The sequence below is a fragment of the Nocardia sp. NPDC052112 genome (assembly GCF_040680135.1).
In the GTDB taxonomy this organism is placed as follows: domain Bacteria; phylum Actinomycetota; class Actinomycetes; order Mycobacteriales; family Mycobacteriaceae; genus Nocardia.
In genome coordinates, this window is the sequence record NZ_JBFAWD010000004.1 from 1 (window position 1) to 14,530 (window position 14,530).

Here is a 14,530-nt window from a genome sequence, read left to right on the forward strand (position 1 = left end):
GACGGGCGAGACATGCGACTTCGTCGCATGCGCTTCGACGACTCGGACGCGAGACGGGCCGCGAACGTCGCTCGTAAAACTCGCTCCGTGGTGGTCACTGATGGTGGGGCGTTCGGCACCTGATGCACACGCGCCGGACGGGCGAGACATGCGACTTCGTCGCATGCGCTTCGACGACTCGGACGCGAGACGGGCCGCGAACGTCGCTCGTAAAACTCGCTCCGTGGTGGTTACGCCGCGAAGCAACCGCTCGGCATGAGTGCCCGATCTAGTAAACCGGCAGCGACTTGTCGACCTGGTTCGCCCATGCGACGATGCCGCCCTGCACATGTGAGGCGTCGGAGAAGCCGGCGTTTTTCAGGACCGCGAGCACCTCGGCCGAGCGGATGCCGGTCTTGCAGTGCAAGACGATCGGACGGTTCTGCGGCAGATCCGACAACGCCTCGCCGGAGAGGAATCGATCCTTCGGGATGAGTTTGGCGCCGTCGATGTGCACGATGTCCCATTCGACCGGCTCGCGCACATCGATGAGCTCGATTTCCTTGCCCGCGTCGAGCAGGTCCTTGAGCTCGCGCGCGGTGATGGTCGAGCCCGCGGCCGCGGCCTGACCCTCCTCGGACACCACACCGCAGAACGCCTCGTAGTCGATCAGTTCGGTGATCGGCTGACGCTCCGGATCGCGGCGCAGCTTGATGGTCCGGTAGTTCATATCCAGTGCGTCGTAGACCATGAGACGACCGAGCAGCGGCTCACCGATGCCGGTGATCAGCTTGATCGCCTCGGTCACCATGATCGAACCGATGGAGGCGCACAGCACGCCGAGGACACCGCCCTCGGCGCAGGATGGCACCATGCCCGGCGGCGGGGCCTCCGGGTAGAGGTCGCGGTAATTGATGCCGCGGCCGTCCGGTGCGTCCTCCCAGAAGACCGAGACCTGGCCCTCGAAGCGGTAGATGGAGCCCCAGACATACGGCTTGCCCGCGAGCACCGCGGCATCGTTGACCAGGTAGCGGGTGGCGAAGTTATCGGTGCCGTCGACGATCAGGTCGTATTCGCCGAACAGTTCGACGGCATTGTCCGGCTCCAGGCGGATCTTGTGCAGCCGCACGTCGATGCCGGAGTTGATCTCGAGAATGGAATCGCGCGCACTATCGGCCTTCGGGCGGCCGATATCGGATTCACCGTGGATGATCTGGCGCTGCAGGTTGGAGGCGTCGACCTCGTCGAATTCGACAATGCCGAGCGTGCCGACCCCGGCGGCCGCCAGGTACAGCAGCGCAGGCGAGCCGAGCCCGCCCGCACCGATCACCAGCACCTTTGCGTTCTTCAGCCGCTTCTGCCCGTCCACACCCAGGTCCGGGATGATCAGGTGACGGCTGTAGCGGGCGATCTCGTCCTTGGTCAGCTCCGCGGCCGGTTCGACCAGCGGCGGCAGGGACTTCGGTGATGACACGTCCAGGGCTCCTCGAATCAATTGGCCGATCGCACTGTGGTGGCTCAGCGCCTAAATAATCAACACCGACAATCGGGCCGTTCTTCCCGACCATTCTCTCCTGCCCCACCCGTTCCGAATCGACGGGGTCGCATGCCCCCACTCATCCACGTGGATAGGGCCAGGGATTGAAGCGACAGTGCTTACCGTCCATCGGGACCACACCGTCGGGTTCGAGGGCCGCGATGTCGTTGTTCTTGGTGCCGAAGGTCTGCTGCATCATCACCGGCGCGAGCCCGCCGTCGGTCTCGCAGGGCTGATGCTGGTGATAGCCGATGGCATGGCCGACCTCGTGGTTGACCTGGTACTGCCGATAGGAACCGATATCGCCCTCGAAGGCCAGCGCACCGCGCACCCAGCGCACCTCCGAAAGCACCACCCGGCGCAGATCGGCATTGAAGCAGGAGGAGTCGATCGGAATCTCGAAACCGCATGCCTTGCGCGTGGCTTCGCGGGAGGCGAGCGAAATACGGAAATCCGGTGCCCCCTGATCGACGCGCCGGAGGGCGAACCTGCTGTCGTGCCCCCAACTCTTGGGATTGCCGAGAGTGCTGTCGATCATCTTGGCCACGGATTCGTCACCGCCGAATCCGGAAGTGTCTACGCCGTCCTCGATTTCGACGGTGTAGGTGAACCGGAACTGCGATCCGGTACCGACCTGCCCGGTCGTCCCCGGCACCACATGCCATGTGCCCGTGCCGGTTTCGGTGAACGGTCCACCGTCGGGCAGCGCGCCGGTCGGCAGATTCGTCGGGAAGTGGCCGTCGCCGGGCGGTGCGCCGATGATTCCCGCGGATGCCGCGCGCGGACTCAATCTTCCGAATCCCGGTGCCCCACCTGCCATATTCGCCGGATCGGTGGCCCCGCGCACCGCATCCACGATCACCAGCACGGTTACCACGAGAAGTACGGGTAGTGCGTAGGCACGCCAGCCATAGGTGCGGATGAAACGACCGAGTGCGCTCTGCTTCTTGGTATCGCGCTCGGGTCTCGATGCGCGGGAACGACTCTCGTCGGGGGCGGTGGGATCCCAGCGGGCCCGCAGCGGTTGATAAGAACGATCGACGGGTGATTCGTACAAGCCGAGTGGGTCATAGATCTCGACACCGTTCGTGGCCCGCGGAGGCGAGCCCGATCTCCATTCGATCTCACCCTCGGCGCCGTCCCGGGCTGCGGCACCGTTTCGGGTGGCTGCGCCCGTACGCACCTCGGGGCCTGGCCTTTCCACAGCGCCCGAGACTACGGAACCGGACGCGTCGGAGCCAGCCCGGCGGTGCGCTTTGCGTCTGCCGCCGGAGGGTCTTTCCGGTCGGGCGGTCACGTCAACCAGAGTCTCACAGGGCGCAATACCCCTGCACCGAGCCGGCCACCGGACCCGATACCGACCCTGTCGGGCGACCTGCGAGTGGTCGACAGTGGTGCGATATATCTCACCGAGTGGACCGCATCTGCGGCCCAGATCGGCAGACGTGGTACAACCGGGTATCGTTCATGGGATACCCGGTGTACACCCCAATTTGCCGGGGCATCGACTGGGAGAGCCAAAAATGACTGACCTCGCGGACCGGATGACGTCGCGCAGAACGTCGTCCGACGCCATGGCGCCGACCAAGCGCGGTACCCGGCTTCCGCGCGACGAGCGTCGTCAACAGCTACTCGCGGCCGCCAGTGAGGTGTTCGTCCAGCGCGGCTACCACGCCGCCGGTATGGACGAGATCTCGCAGTGCGCCGGGGTAAGCAAGCCGGTGCTCTATCAGCACTTCGCCAGCAAGCTCGAGCTCTACTTGGCGGTGCTGCAGAACTACGTCGACATGCTGGTGTCGAGTGTGCGGCAGGCGCTGCGCTCGACCACCGACAACCGGCAGCGGGTACGCGCCGCGGTCCAGGCCTACTTCGATTTCGTCGACAACGAAATGCAGGGCTTCCGACTGGTATTCGAATCCGATCTGATCAGCGAGCCGCAGGTGCAGCGCCGGGTCGAGCAGGCCACCGAGGCCTGTGTGGACGCGGTCTTCGATCTGGTCGCCCACGATTCCGGTTTGGACCCCTACCGGGCCAGGATCCTCGCGGTCGGACTGGTCGGCACCAGCCAGTTCACCGCACGATACTGGTTGGAGGCGGATCGGCCGATTCCGAAGGAAGAGGCGGTCGACACCACGGTCGCGCTGGCATGGGGCGGTCTGTCGCACGTGCCGCTGCATCCGATCAACTGACCGGTCAGACACAGAGCCCCCGCACTCGACCGAGTGCGGGGGCTCGCGTCTTATTGCGTCGCGGTTCGGCTCAAACCGCCGCGAAGCCGACACGACCGCCGGTGGCGGCGCCGATCTCGACGTAGGCGACCTTCGAGGCCTGGATCAGGAACTTGCGGCCCTTCTCGTCGGTGAGGGCGACGACGCCGCCCTCGCCGCTCAGCGCACCGGACACCAACGCCTCGACCTCGTCCGGGGTCTGCCCGCTATTGATCACGAGCTCGCGCGGGCTATCCGAAATACCGATCTTGACCTCCACGGCCAACCTCCGAACCTAGAGTCCTGTGTGCTGTCGAATCAAGGCTAATGCTCGCCCGCCTCCCCGGGTATTCAGCGCCCCACTCCGAACCACGAAACCCACATCGGCGGCCGGCGGTCAGGCAACAAATCAACTCCGGGCGTCCCCGACAAGTTCCCCGTGTACCTGCGAAATCAGTAGTCACGTCCGGACTCGTCGGCCCTGTCCACCGAGCACGCGGGTGCGACGTTCGCCTGTCGCGAACGCCGCACCCGCTCGGCGGACATGCCGTTACTTGGGCTCGATGAGCTGGATTTCCAGCTCGATCTTCACCGTATCGCTGAGCATGCCGGGCAGCGGACCACCGACACCGAAATCGGTGCGCTTGATGGTGCCGGTCGCGGAGAAACCGGCATGCCGGTCGCCGGTTCCGGCGAACTCCTGGACACCGCCCCACTCGACATCGAGGGTGACCGGCTTGGTGATCCCGCCGAGCGTGGCCGTACCCTCGACCACGAACGACTCCGCGATCAGGACCGGCTCGACGGCGCGGAAGCTCAGGGTGGGACGGTTGGCCACATCGAGGAAGTCGGCGGTGCGGACGTGCTTGTCGCGATCGGCATTACCGGTGTCGAAGGAGTCGAGGTAGATGGTGGCGCCGAGGGTGGCGAAGCCCTTGTCGTCGACGACGAATTCGGTCTCGAATTTGGCGAAGCGGCCGCGGACCTTGGAGATGCCGAGGTGGCGAATGGTGAATTCGACCTGGGAGTGCAGGGTGTCGAGGGTCCAGGAACCGGGTGTGAGCGCGGTGGCAGTGGTGGATTCAGCGGAAGATGTCATGCCATAGACCATGACCGGACCGTGGTCCGTTAACCAGACCGCCGTTATCCTGGACCCGTCAGGGCGCGGATAACCATCCCAGGACGAGGCACGATGAAACGTATGGCACCTAATCCCTTCGCGGAATACCTCATCGCCCGCCGCGCCCAATTGCGGCCCGCGGACGTGGGACTTCCCGGGGGCGGTCGCCGCCGTACCCCGGGATTGCGCCGCGAAGAGGTCGCGGTGCGCGCCGGGGTGAGCGCCGACTATCTGGCCCGGCTCGAGCAGGGCCGCGATACCAATCCGTCGCCGTCGGTCATCGATGCCCTGGCCGAGGCGTTGCTGATCGAAGGTAAGGACCGACACCACTTCGGCTGGCTCGCCGTCACCTCGAGTAACGAATCCCGCTGCCCCACCACCGAATCCGTCGAGGAGCAGCCGACGCCCGCTATCGAGGCCATTCTGCGCGCGCTGCATCCCACGCCCGCCTTCGTGGTCGGGCGGCGGCTCAATGTGCTCGGCTGGAATCCGGCGTGGGAGGACATCGCGAAACCCGTTGGGCTGCTCGATGATCCGGATGTCGTGAATCTGGCCTGGTTCACCTTCGCGCATCCACGCGCTGAGCAGGCGCTGCGGAACTGGGACGAGGTGGCCGATATCTTCTCGGCCGCACTGCGGCGCGCGACGATCCGCTGGCCCGGCGAGGACCGCCTACTCGAGCTGATCGACGCGCTGCTGGCCTATCCGGAGTTCGAAAGGCGTTGGCAGCCACAGCATATCGACGACCTGACCACGGGCACGATGCGATTCGACCACCCGGAATACGGCCATATCGATATCCCGTTCGAGGCACTGAATGCCGACAAGGATCAGTGCGTCGTCGTCTGGCTCACCGACCAGGCGCAGGCGCAATCGCCTGGCCTGCGACTCGTCCGCGCGGTCAACGAGTAATCAGATCCCCAAGACGGCCATGCGCTCGGCATGGCTGGCCTGCATGCGCTCGAACAGCGCGGCAATGCCGTTGAGGTCACCGGTCGCGGCGAGCACCAGTTCGGTGAGTTCGTCACGCTGGGCCATGACGTACTGCGCCTGCGTGATCGCCTCACCGAGCAGTCGTCGACCCCACAGCGTCAGCCGGTCGCGCTCGGAGCGGCTCGTCGCCACCGCGCGGCGCACCTCCTCCACCACGAATTCGGAGTGGCTGGTCTCGGCGAGCACATCCCGGACCACGGCGGCGACCTCGGGAGACAGGGCGCCGGCGATCTCGGTGTAGAAGTCGGCGGCGATACCGTCACCGACGTAGAACTTCACCATCGACTCGAGCCAGGTAGAGGGATCGGTGGAGTCGTGGTAGGCGTCCAGGGCGCGTACGAACGGCGCCATCGCGTCGAAGATGTCCACACCGCGTTCGGCCAGCGCGGACTCCAGGGTTTCGAAGTGCCGCATCTCGGCGGCGGCCATCTTCGCGACGGCCACCTTGCCACGCAGTGTCGGCGACAGCTTGGCCTCCTCGGCCAGCCGGTAGAACGCGGAGAGCTCACCGTAGGCGAGCACCGCGAAAAGGTCGATCACGCCCGAATCGTCGGCGGAAATGGACGAGCCGGACAACGAAACCCCTACCGCTGCAGGTGACTGTGCTCCCATGTCGACACAGCCTAGTCCGGGTCAGTTACGGATCGCCGTCATCCCGGTACATGTCGCCGTCATCCCGGCGAACACCCGGGGCATGATCGTTCAGGACAGCTCGGACAGGAACTTGTCGAGATAGGTCCAGGTCGTGTCGCGCGCGGTTTCGGCGGTGAGGATGCCGAGATGACTGCCGGGTGCGGTTTCGTAGCGAACGGACCGCGCGCCGGTGAGGATGCGCTGTCCGGCCGCCACGGCGGCGGCGGGAGTGATGACATCGGCGGGTCCGCCGACCAGCAGCACGGGCGCGGTCACCTCGGCCAGTTCGATGCGGCGGTGGCCGAGCCGCACGACACCGCGGCCGATGTCGTTGTTCAGGATCAGGCGGCCCCACAGCTGGCCGTAGAAGCGCCCCGGATAGCCGGGCATCTCGGACATGAAGCGGTCGACGGACTCCATCTTGGCCAGGGTTTCGGTGCGGGCGATATTGCTGGCGACGAACCACGGCCGGGTCAGTTCGCGGTCCCATGCGGTGACCTTGTAGGCGATTCGGGTCAGCGTGGCCGGAATGCCGCCCGCCGCGCGCACCGCCGTCGAGGTGGCAATGCCCCCGGTCAGCTTGGCCACCGCGCGCACCTGCGGAATGCCGGTCATCTTGTCGTAGTCGAGCGGCGAACCGACCGCGGTGATGGAGCGGATCGGCAGTTCCGGATGCGCGGCGGCGCTCAGCAGTGCGAGGGTGCCGCCGATGGACCAGCCGACCAGATCGACCGGGCGGCCGTCGCGATCGGCGCAGGTGCGCAGGATCGCCTCGGGCAGGATGTCATCTATCCAGGTCTCGAAGCCCATCCGCCGGTCGGCGAAGGTGATCTCGCCGTAGTCGATGACGTAGGGCGACCGGCCCGTCTCCAGCAGGAACCTGGCCAGGCTCTGATCCGGACGCAGATCGAAGCAACTGGTGGGCGCGGCCAGCGGCGGCACCAGCAGCACTGCCGAATCCGTTGCGGCAGTGACGGATCCGGTACCCTCGAAGCGGCGCAGCTGCCGATGCGGTTCGTCCCACAGCACCGTCGACGGGGCGGGATCCGGTGCCTCGACGCCTTGGCCGAAGGTCAGCGCCCAGGCATTGCGCGCGGCGATAGTGACAGTGTCGGTGAAACTCACATCAAGAATCTCTCACATCCCGTTACCGTCGGTAACAGGCAACTCCGATTTGTGCGCAATCGGGCACGGCTCAGCCTCGAGTCATGCCGATCGGATTGAGCGGCGGCACCACGCTCTCCTGGACGCGTCGCGTCAACGGATCGAGTAAGTAGGCCAGCTCGGCGACAGCGTCCTGCGACAGCGCCGCCAAGGCGCCATTCCAGGCCGCCGCATCGGTATCGGCCTCCACTCGTTCGAGCAATTCGGCACCCGTGCCCGTCAACTCGGGACTGATCGGCTCACCCACGATCAACCCCCTGGCACGCAACTCGTCCGCGATATCGGACCATTCCCGCTCCGACCAGCCGCGTGCGGGCCGCATCACCGATTCGGGCGCCTTACCGGCCGCGACCTGCAGCACCAGCGCCTGCGATCCGGTCAGACCGCGGGCAACCAGGGCCGCGACATGGCCGTCGCCGCGATGTTCCCGCAGGGTGGTGGCGAGCTGCCACAGCGCGGCCACCGGATCGGCGGACCGCGGCAATTCCGCATTCGCCGCGTACAGCGGGCGGCCGGTCGGATCGGCGGTGCGCGCCACCGGTTCGAGCAACTCGACGGCACGGGCACAATCGGCGTCACCGGCTCCGGCCCCGCGCAACAATCCGACCGAAAAGCCGAGCCGAGCCTGGAGACATGCCTCCGGCGTCGCCCTGGCCCAGGCGTCCGGCACCGCCTTGGCAACCATGTCCGGATGGAATCCGGCGAACGTCGCCAGTACGGCGCCCGCGCTCACCGGCCCGAGCGGAGCGGCCCGGAACGCGAAGTAGGTCTGCCAGAATCCGCGCAGTCCGAGCGCAACTCCGGCCTGCTTGACCTCCGCGCCGAAATACACCACATCGTGGATGGGTTCGAGAGTGTGCCAGATTCGACGCGCCAGATGAATTACCATGTGGCGCAGCGTACGTCGACAGTCGACGCAGGGAAACCGCGCATTTTGTCCGAAATTGCCGACCATTTCGAGCGACCTACGAGCAGTCGCTACAGCGGCCGATCGTTTCGGGCGACTTGCACGCTGTCGCTACCGCAAATTCGAGCCGTGCACAATATCACGCTACAATCTCTGCGGACAACGGAAATTATCGTCCGTCGAGTCGCCGGATCTCACGGTCGCCCGAGTGTCGCCGACGAGGTTTTCGAAGTCCGGGAATATGTGCGCGCACCAGATCCGCATCACCCTTGCGCCGCGCCGATATCTGCCGAGGTCAGCCGCCGAAACGACGAGCTGCCGCAGACATCACAGGCAGTGGCCGAGGTGAGTATCACAGGCGGATATGTGGTTGTCGCGGGCCGGCCGGTCCGCCCCACACCTCGTGCGCGCGTGACGCGATAACGAGGAAAGGCACGAACCTGAGCAAGATCACTGTCGAACAGGAACCTGGTCTGGCGGATACGCTACTGACCGCCGAACTGGACGAAACCCACACCGCCCCGACATTCGCCGAATTGGGGGTTCGCGACGAAATCGTGCGAGCGCTCGGCGAGATCGGAATCGAACGCACTTTCGCAATTCAGGAACTGACCCTGCCACTGGCTCTCGCCGGTGAAGATCTGATCGGTCAGGCCCGCACGGGTATGGGTAAGACCTTCGGATTCGGTGTGCCGCTGCTGCACCGGATCGCCACCGCCGACACCGGGACGACCCCGCTGGACGGCACCCCGCGGGCGCTGATCATCGTGCCGACGCGCGAACTCTGCATCCAGGTCACCCAGGATCTGGAAAACGCGAGCAAGTACCTGCGCAACCACCAGGGCCAGCTGCGCGTGCTCTCGATCTATGGCGGCCGCCCCTACGAATCGCAGATCGCCGCGCTGCGCGCCGGCGTCGACGTCGTCGTCGGCACTCCCGGCCGGCTCATGGATCTGGCCGATCAGGGCCATCTGATTCTGGGCAAGATCGGCGTACTCGTCCTGGACGAGGCCGATGAAATGCTGGATCTGGGCTTCCTACCCGATATCGAACGCATTCTCGGCATGGTGCCGACACAGCGCCAGACGATGCTCTTCTCGGCCACCATGCCGGGCCCGATCATCACCCTGGCCCGCACCTTCCTCAGCCAGCCCACGCATATCCGCGCCGAGGAACCACACGATTCCGCCGTGCACGATCGCACCGCGCAGTTCGTCTACCGTGCACACGCACTGGACAAGAGCGAGCTGATCGCCAAGGTGCTGCAGGCCGAGAACCGCGGCGCGACCATGGTCTTCACCCGGACCAAGCGCACCGCGCAGAAAGTCGCCGACGACCTGGCCGATCGCGGCTTCGCCGTCGGCGCCGTACACGGTGACCTCGGCCAGATCGCCAGGGAAAAGGCGCTCGCCAAGTTCCGCAGGGGCGCCATCAATGTGCTGGTCGCGACCGATGTCGCGGCACGCGGTATCGATATCGACGATGTCACTCACGTCATCAACTACCAGTGCCCGGAGGACGAGAAGACCTACGTGCACCGGATCGGCCGCACCGGCCGGGCCGGACGCACCGGTGTCGCGGTGACGCTGATCGACTGGGATGAACTGAACCGCTGGGCCGCCATCGACACCGCCCTCGGCCTCGGCATCCCGGACCCGGTCGAAACGTATTCGCGCTCCCCGCATCTGTTCTCCGACCTCGGCATTCCGGAGGGCGTCACCGGCACTATCCGCAAGCCGAAGCCGGTCCGCGACGAGGACGCCGAAGTGGTCGAGCGCCCCGCCCGGACCCCGCGCACGCGCACTCGTCGCCGCACCCGCGCGGGCCAGCCGATCGACGGTGCAACCAACGGCACCGAAACCGACGAAGCCGAAACCGATACCGCCGCAGCCCCACTCGCCGACGCGACCGACGACGAGACGGCGGAGAAGCCCGCCCGTCGACGCCGCCGTCGACGCAGGTCCGCCGCGGCCACCGAAAACGGCACCGAGTCGAATGGCAACGGCGACAACGGCACCGAGGTGACCGCCGAGGTGGGCTCGGACGGCGATGCCGATGACGACGAGACCACCGGTCAGCCCGCGCGCCGTCGACGGCGCCGTCGCAAGCCCGCCGGCGACGCTGCCGCCGGCGCAGGGGCCGCGGATACCGCTCCCGCAACGGTTACCGCCTCGGCATAGGGCGATTGCGCAGGCGCGTCTGTCGCGGACAGGCGCGCCTGTGGCGTCTGGGGCCGCCCCAACGTCTCGGGCCGCCCCAACGTCTCGGGTGTCCCAGCGCAGCCGCGTCGCCGAAGGACGGTCAAGGGCGAACGTCGATGGGTCCTCGAAGGTGGAGGTATCGGCAGGTCGGCACCATTGAACGCCGCGGCGGCGGGCACGCGGCGGCGGATATCCACGGTGAGACCGATCGCATCGGCCGGACGATACGTTGTAGTCTCGCAAGCGTGCTCGCACCCGAGCGGCGAACGCGCGCCGACATCATCTCCGCAGTCGCGATCGCCGTGGTCGTGGTGATCGCGGCGGTGGTGGTGTGGGCGCGCAGTGATGCCAGGGGCACCGAATCGGTGACGGCGGAGCATCCGGTTTCCACGCCCGCCGCGGCCGATCAGGTTCCGACGAGTCTGCGAGAGCTGTGGCACGCGCCCGACGCGGCCGCGAACCGGGCACTGGTGGCCGCGGGCACGGTCGTCACGGGTGCGGACGGCACGGTCACCGGGCACGATCCGCGCAGCGGTGCGCCGCTGTGGCACTACCGGCGCGACCTACCGCTGTGCGGCGTCGAGTCGCAGTTCGGCACGGTGGTCGCGGTGTACAAGGATCAGCGCGGCTGCAGCCAGGCCACACTGCTGGCCGGTGAGGACGGCTCGCGCCGGACCGCGCGCAGCAGCTATATGGATCCGACCGTACAGCTATCGGTCGACGGCACCTACGTGCTGGCACTGGGCCCGCGGCGGCTGGAGATGTGGCGCTCGGATCTGGTGCGCACCCTCGAATACGGCTACGTCGACGCACCGGTGAACGTGAAAACCCAACCGCGCAAGGGTTGCAAGCTGATCTCGTCGAGTTCGAGTTCCACCCGGCTCGCCGTCCTCGAACGCTGCCCGGAGGATCCGACCAACCGGCTGACCGTGCTCAATCCGGCGCCGAAGGACAATACGGTGCCCGAGGAATACGGCTCGCATGTGCTCAACGGATCCGGTGCGGATTCCCCCGACGGGCGCATAATCGCGGTCTCCGACAACCGAATCGTGCTGTACCTGCCCGGTACACCCGCAACCGCGACCGCCGAAGCGGTGCCGCCGCGGCTGGAGGTTTTCGACGGCACCGGGAATGCGCTTATGGTGCACCAACTTTCCGCACCGCTGAGCGATAAGGCGACGACCACGCGAATCAGTTCGCTGTTCCTGGTATTCACCGGCAACAGCCTGATCGCTCTGAACGCGGGCACCTTCGATCCGATCTGGGCCGCCCCCGGCGCACTGGGCAGTCCGGCCTTCATGGCGGGCCGACTACTCGTGCCGGTCGAGGGCGCGATCGCGGTCCTCGACCCCGCCTCGGGCGCCGAAGTGTCACGCATTCCGGTGGCCCGCCCCGGCTACGACGGCTCCCCTATCTCGCTCGCCGTCCTCGGCACAACCGTGCTGGAAAAGCGCGGTACCGAGATCTTCGCGCTCGGCTAGCACCCGCCCGTCCAGGGCGCTGTCGGACCGGTACTCCATGATGGAAATCATGTCCGCACGCGACGACGCCCGACTTGTCCTGCTCCGGCACGGCGAAACCACCTGGTCGAATCAGCGACGCCATACCGGCTGCACCGATCTGCCGCTCACCGAGCGGGGTGCGGAACAGGCCCGCGCCGCGGCCGGAGTGCTGAACGAGCTGAAACTGCGCGACCCGCTGGTGCTCACCAGTCCGCGGCAACGCGCCGTGCGCACGGCGGCGCTCGCGGGGCTCACCGACGCCGTCGTCGATGACGATCTGACCGAATGGGATTACGGCGACTACGAGGGGCAGACCTCCGCCGAGATCCGCCAGCACGATCCGGGCTGGACCATCTGGACCGGAGTCGTCCCGGACGGCGAGACGGCCGCGCAGGTCAGCGCACGCGCCGATCGGGTGCTGGCATCGGTCGAACCCGCACTGCCGGACCGGGATATCGTGCTGGTCGGACACGGTCATTTCTCCCGGGCGCTGATCGCCCGCTGGGCCGAACTCGATATCAGGGAGGGGCGTCGCTTTGCGATGTCGACCGCCGCGATCACGGTGCTCGGTTACGAACACGATGACCGAACCATCCTGGCGCACAACCTGGTGCCCGCAAACCATGGAGCCGCACTATGACTCGCCCCGGCACGATCCGCCGCGCCACCCCCGCCGACGTACCCGCCATGGTGAGCCTGGTCGAGGGGCTCGCCGAGTACGAGAAATCCCGCGCGGAGTGCACACTCACCGCCGAACAACTCGACGTCGCGCTGTTCGGGCCGGCGCCCGCGGTTTTCGCCCATGTCGTCGAGGACGAGACCGGTGTGGTCGGCTGCGCGATCTGGTTCCTGAACTACTCGACCTGGACCGGCGTGCACGGCATCTACCTGGAGGACCTGTATGTCAAGCCGGAGACCCGCGGCAAGGGCTACGGCAAGGCGCTGCTCGCGGCCCTCGCCGAGGAGGCCGCCGCCAAGGGCTACAGCCGGATCGACTGGTCCGTGCTGACCTGGAATACGCCCGCCATCGAGTTCTACCGATCCATCGGCGCCAACCCGCAGGATGAGTGGGTCGGCTACCGGCTCACCGGCGCGGCCATCGATAAGCTCGCCGCCGAAGCCTGGTGAGTGCGGGCCAACGAGGTGGAGGCATGAGCGAATGAGGGTTACCGCGCCCACGGAATGGCCAACCACCGCGGACGAAGCCATGGCCATCCAGGATGCCTTGCGGCCATCGGTGATCGCGGCCGATCCGCGGCCACCGCAATTCCACACCGTCGCCGGACTCGACTCCGCCTATGACGACGAAACCGGGATCGCCGCCGCAGCCGCCGTCGTATTGGACTGTGCCACACTGGATCCCATCGATACCGCGGTCGCGCACGGCACGGTCACCTTCCCCTATGTGCCGGGACTACTATCCTTCCGCGAGCTGCCGATAACCTTGTCTGCACTCGAAAAGCTCACTACCACACCAGATCTGCTGATCTGCGATGGACAGGGACTCGCCCATCCGCGCCGCTTCGGCTTGGCCTGCCATGTCGGAATCCTCACGGGCACACCGACAATCGGCGTAGCCAAGACGCCGTGGGGCGACTACTCGGAGCCCGGTCCGGAACGCGGCGCGGTCAGCGATATCACGATGGACGGTCAGATCGTCGGGCGCGCGCTGCGCACTCGACGCGGCGTCAGACCGGTCTTCGTCTCGGTCGGCCACCTCATCGACCTGGAGACCGGATGCGCCCAGGTGCTCGCGCTCACTCCACGCTTCCGCCAGCCGGAAACCACCCGGCAGGCCGACCACCTGTGCCGTCAGGCACTGCGGGCCGCCACCGCCTGATTCCGGCTACTTCGATTCGGGCGCATCCGGTCCGATCCCGTACACCTCGGCCATCCACCGATTCGACGCGGGCGCGAACAAGAGCACCAGTGCGGCGACCACGACGATGCCGAGCGCCGCGCCGAGCACGGGCTGATGCGAATCGGTCAACAGCGACCAGGTCACCGGAAGCAGCAGCACCTGTGCGATCACGGCGATGGCCCGCCCCCAGCGGTGCCCGAGAAAAAGCCCGATCCCCGCCGCCAGCACCGCGCCGCCGAGAATGCCGAACCACGCGGCCGTGCCGTACCCGCTCGCGGCACTCTGATCGTGTCCGAGCAGGCCACGCACGACCAGCACGATCGCCACGACCACGGCTACCGCACCTTCCAGCGCGACCAATCCGCCCGCACCGCGCACCGTCACGGGCACACCCGCCGAAACCTCGTCTTTGCCGCTGTCCGCCAC

At 66.8% G+C, this 14,530-nt stretch carries 15 protein-coding genes; 7 read left to right on the forward strand and 8 right to left on the reverse strand.

Annotation, left to right across the window (positions count from 1 at the left end; all coding sequences use genetic code 11):
* Window positions 1-268 precede the first annotated feature (268 nt).
* Complete coding sequence (gene moeZ / locus AB0L58_RS08400; RefSeq protein WP_364383245.1) at window positions 269-1,453, reverse strand: adenylyltransferase/sulfurtransferase MoeZ; 1,185 nt, start codon at window positions 1,451-1,453, stop codon at window positions 269-271.
* A gap of 142 nt (window positions 1,454-1,595) precedes the next feature.
* The gene (locus AB0L58_RS08405) at window positions 1,596-2,591 is read right to left on the reverse strand and encodes a DUF3152 domain-containing protein (RefSeq protein WP_364384463.1); all 996 of its coding nucleotides are present in this window, start codon (window positions 2,589-2,591) and stop codon (window positions 1,596-1,598) included.
* 448 nt (window positions 2,592-3,039) lie between these two features.
* Here AB0L58_RS08405 and AB0L58_RS08410 point away from each other — a divergent pair, with 448 nt between their 5' ends.
* Entirely contained in the window at window positions 3,040-3,705 is a 666-nt protein-coding gene (locus AB0L58_RS08410; protein WP_364383248.1) for a TetR/AcrR family transcriptional regulator, read from the forward strand.
* A gap of 70 nt (window positions 3,706-3,775) precedes the next feature.
* Here AB0L58_RS08410 and AB0L58_RS08415 read toward each other — a convergent pair whose 3' ends face one another.
* A complete protein-coding gene (locus AB0L58_RS08415; RefSeq protein WP_062984284.1) occupies window positions 3,776-4,003 on the reverse strand; it encodes a DUF3107 domain-containing protein in 228 nt (75 codons plus the stop codon).
* A 270-nt stretch (window positions 4,004-4,273) separates the two neighbouring features.
* Window positions 4,274-4,822, reverse strand: coding sequence for a YceI family protein (locus AB0L58_RS08420; RefSeq protein WP_364383252.1), 549 nt, complete (start codon window positions 4,820-4,822; stop codon window positions 4,274-4,276).
* Window positions 4,823-4,924: 102 nt separating this feature from the next.
* Between AB0L58_RS08420 and AB0L58_RS08425 the strand changes: the two genes are divergently transcribed.
* Window positions 4,925-5,755: a helix-turn-helix transcriptional regulator gene (locus tag AB0L58_RS08425; protein WP_364383255.1), complete on the forward strand. Its 831-nt coding sequence runs from the start codon at window positions 4,925-4,927 to the stop codon at window positions 5,753-5,755.
* On the opposite strand, the gene AB0L58_RS08430 is transcribed toward AB0L58_RS08425, so the two are convergent.
* The 3 genes from AB0L58_RS08430 to AB0L58_RS08440 form a co-directional block, all read right to left on the reverse strand.
* Window positions 5,756-6,448 (reverse strand): ferritin-like fold-containing protein, encoded by a 693-nt coding sequence (locus AB0L58_RS08430; RefSeq protein WP_364383258.1) that lies wholly within the window; start codon window positions 6,446-6,448, stop codon window positions 5,756-5,758.
* A 90-nt stretch (window positions 6,449-6,538) separates the two neighbouring features.
* Window positions 6,539-7,594, reverse strand: a complete 1,056-nt coding sequence (locus AB0L58_RS08435) for an alpha/beta fold hydrolase (RefSeq protein WP_364383261.1) — start codon at window positions 7,592-7,594, stop codon at window positions 6,539-6,541.
* 70 nt (window positions 7,595-7,664) lie between these two features.
* Window positions 7,665-8,522 carry a hypothetical protein gene (locus AB0L58_RS08440; RefSeq protein ID WP_364383264.1) on the reverse strand — a complete coding sequence of 286 codons (858 nt, stop codon included), beginning with the start codon at window positions 8,520-8,522 and terminating at the stop codon, window positions 7,665-7,667.
* Between the two features lie 491 nt (window positions 8,523-9,013).
* Here AB0L58_RS08440 and AB0L58_RS08445 point away from each other — a divergent pair, with 491 nt between their 5' ends.
* From AB0L58_RS08445 to AB0L58_RS08465, 5 genes are all read left to right on the forward strand, one after another.
* Window positions 9,014-10,720, forward strand: a complete 1,707-nt coding sequence (locus AB0L58_RS08445; protein WP_364384466.1) for a DEAD/DEAH box helicase — start codon at window positions 9,014-9,016, stop codon at window positions 10,718-10,720.
* 266 nt (window positions 10,721-10,986) lie between these two features.
* Window positions 10,987-12,222, forward strand: a complete 1,236-nt coding sequence (locus tag AB0L58_RS08450) for a hypothetical protein (protein ID WP_364383266.1) — start codon at window positions 10,987-10,989, stop codon at window positions 12,220-12,222.
* 49 nt (window positions 12,223-12,271) lie between these two features.
* Window positions 12,272-12,883 (forward strand): acid phosphatase, encoded by a 612-nt coding sequence (locus AB0L58_RS08455; RefSeq protein WP_364383269.1) that lies wholly within the window; start codon window positions 12,272-12,274, stop codon window positions 12,881-12,883.
* Window positions 12,880-13,371, forward strand: a complete 492-nt coding sequence (locus AB0L58_RS08460) for a GNAT family N-acetyltransferase (protein ID WP_364383272.1) — start codon at window positions 12,880-12,882, stop codon at window positions 13,369-13,371. Before AB0L58_RS08455 ends, AB0L58_RS08460 begins: the two co-directional genes overlap by 4 nt.
* A 31-nt stretch (window positions 13,372-13,402) precedes the next feature.
* Window positions 13,403-14,083 (forward strand): endonuclease V, encoded by a 681-nt coding sequence (locus AB0L58_RS08465; protein WP_364383275.1) that lies wholly within the window; start codon window positions 13,403-13,405, stop codon window positions 14,081-14,083.
* Window positions 14,084-14,089: 6 nt separating this feature from the next.
* Here the strand turns inward: AB0L58_RS08465 and AB0L58_RS08470 are convergent, their stop codons facing one another.
* Window positions 14,090-14,530, reverse strand: a complete 441-nt coding sequence (locus AB0L58_RS08470) for a hypothetical protein (protein ID WP_364383278.1) — start codon at window positions 14,528-14,530, stop codon at window positions 14,090-14,092.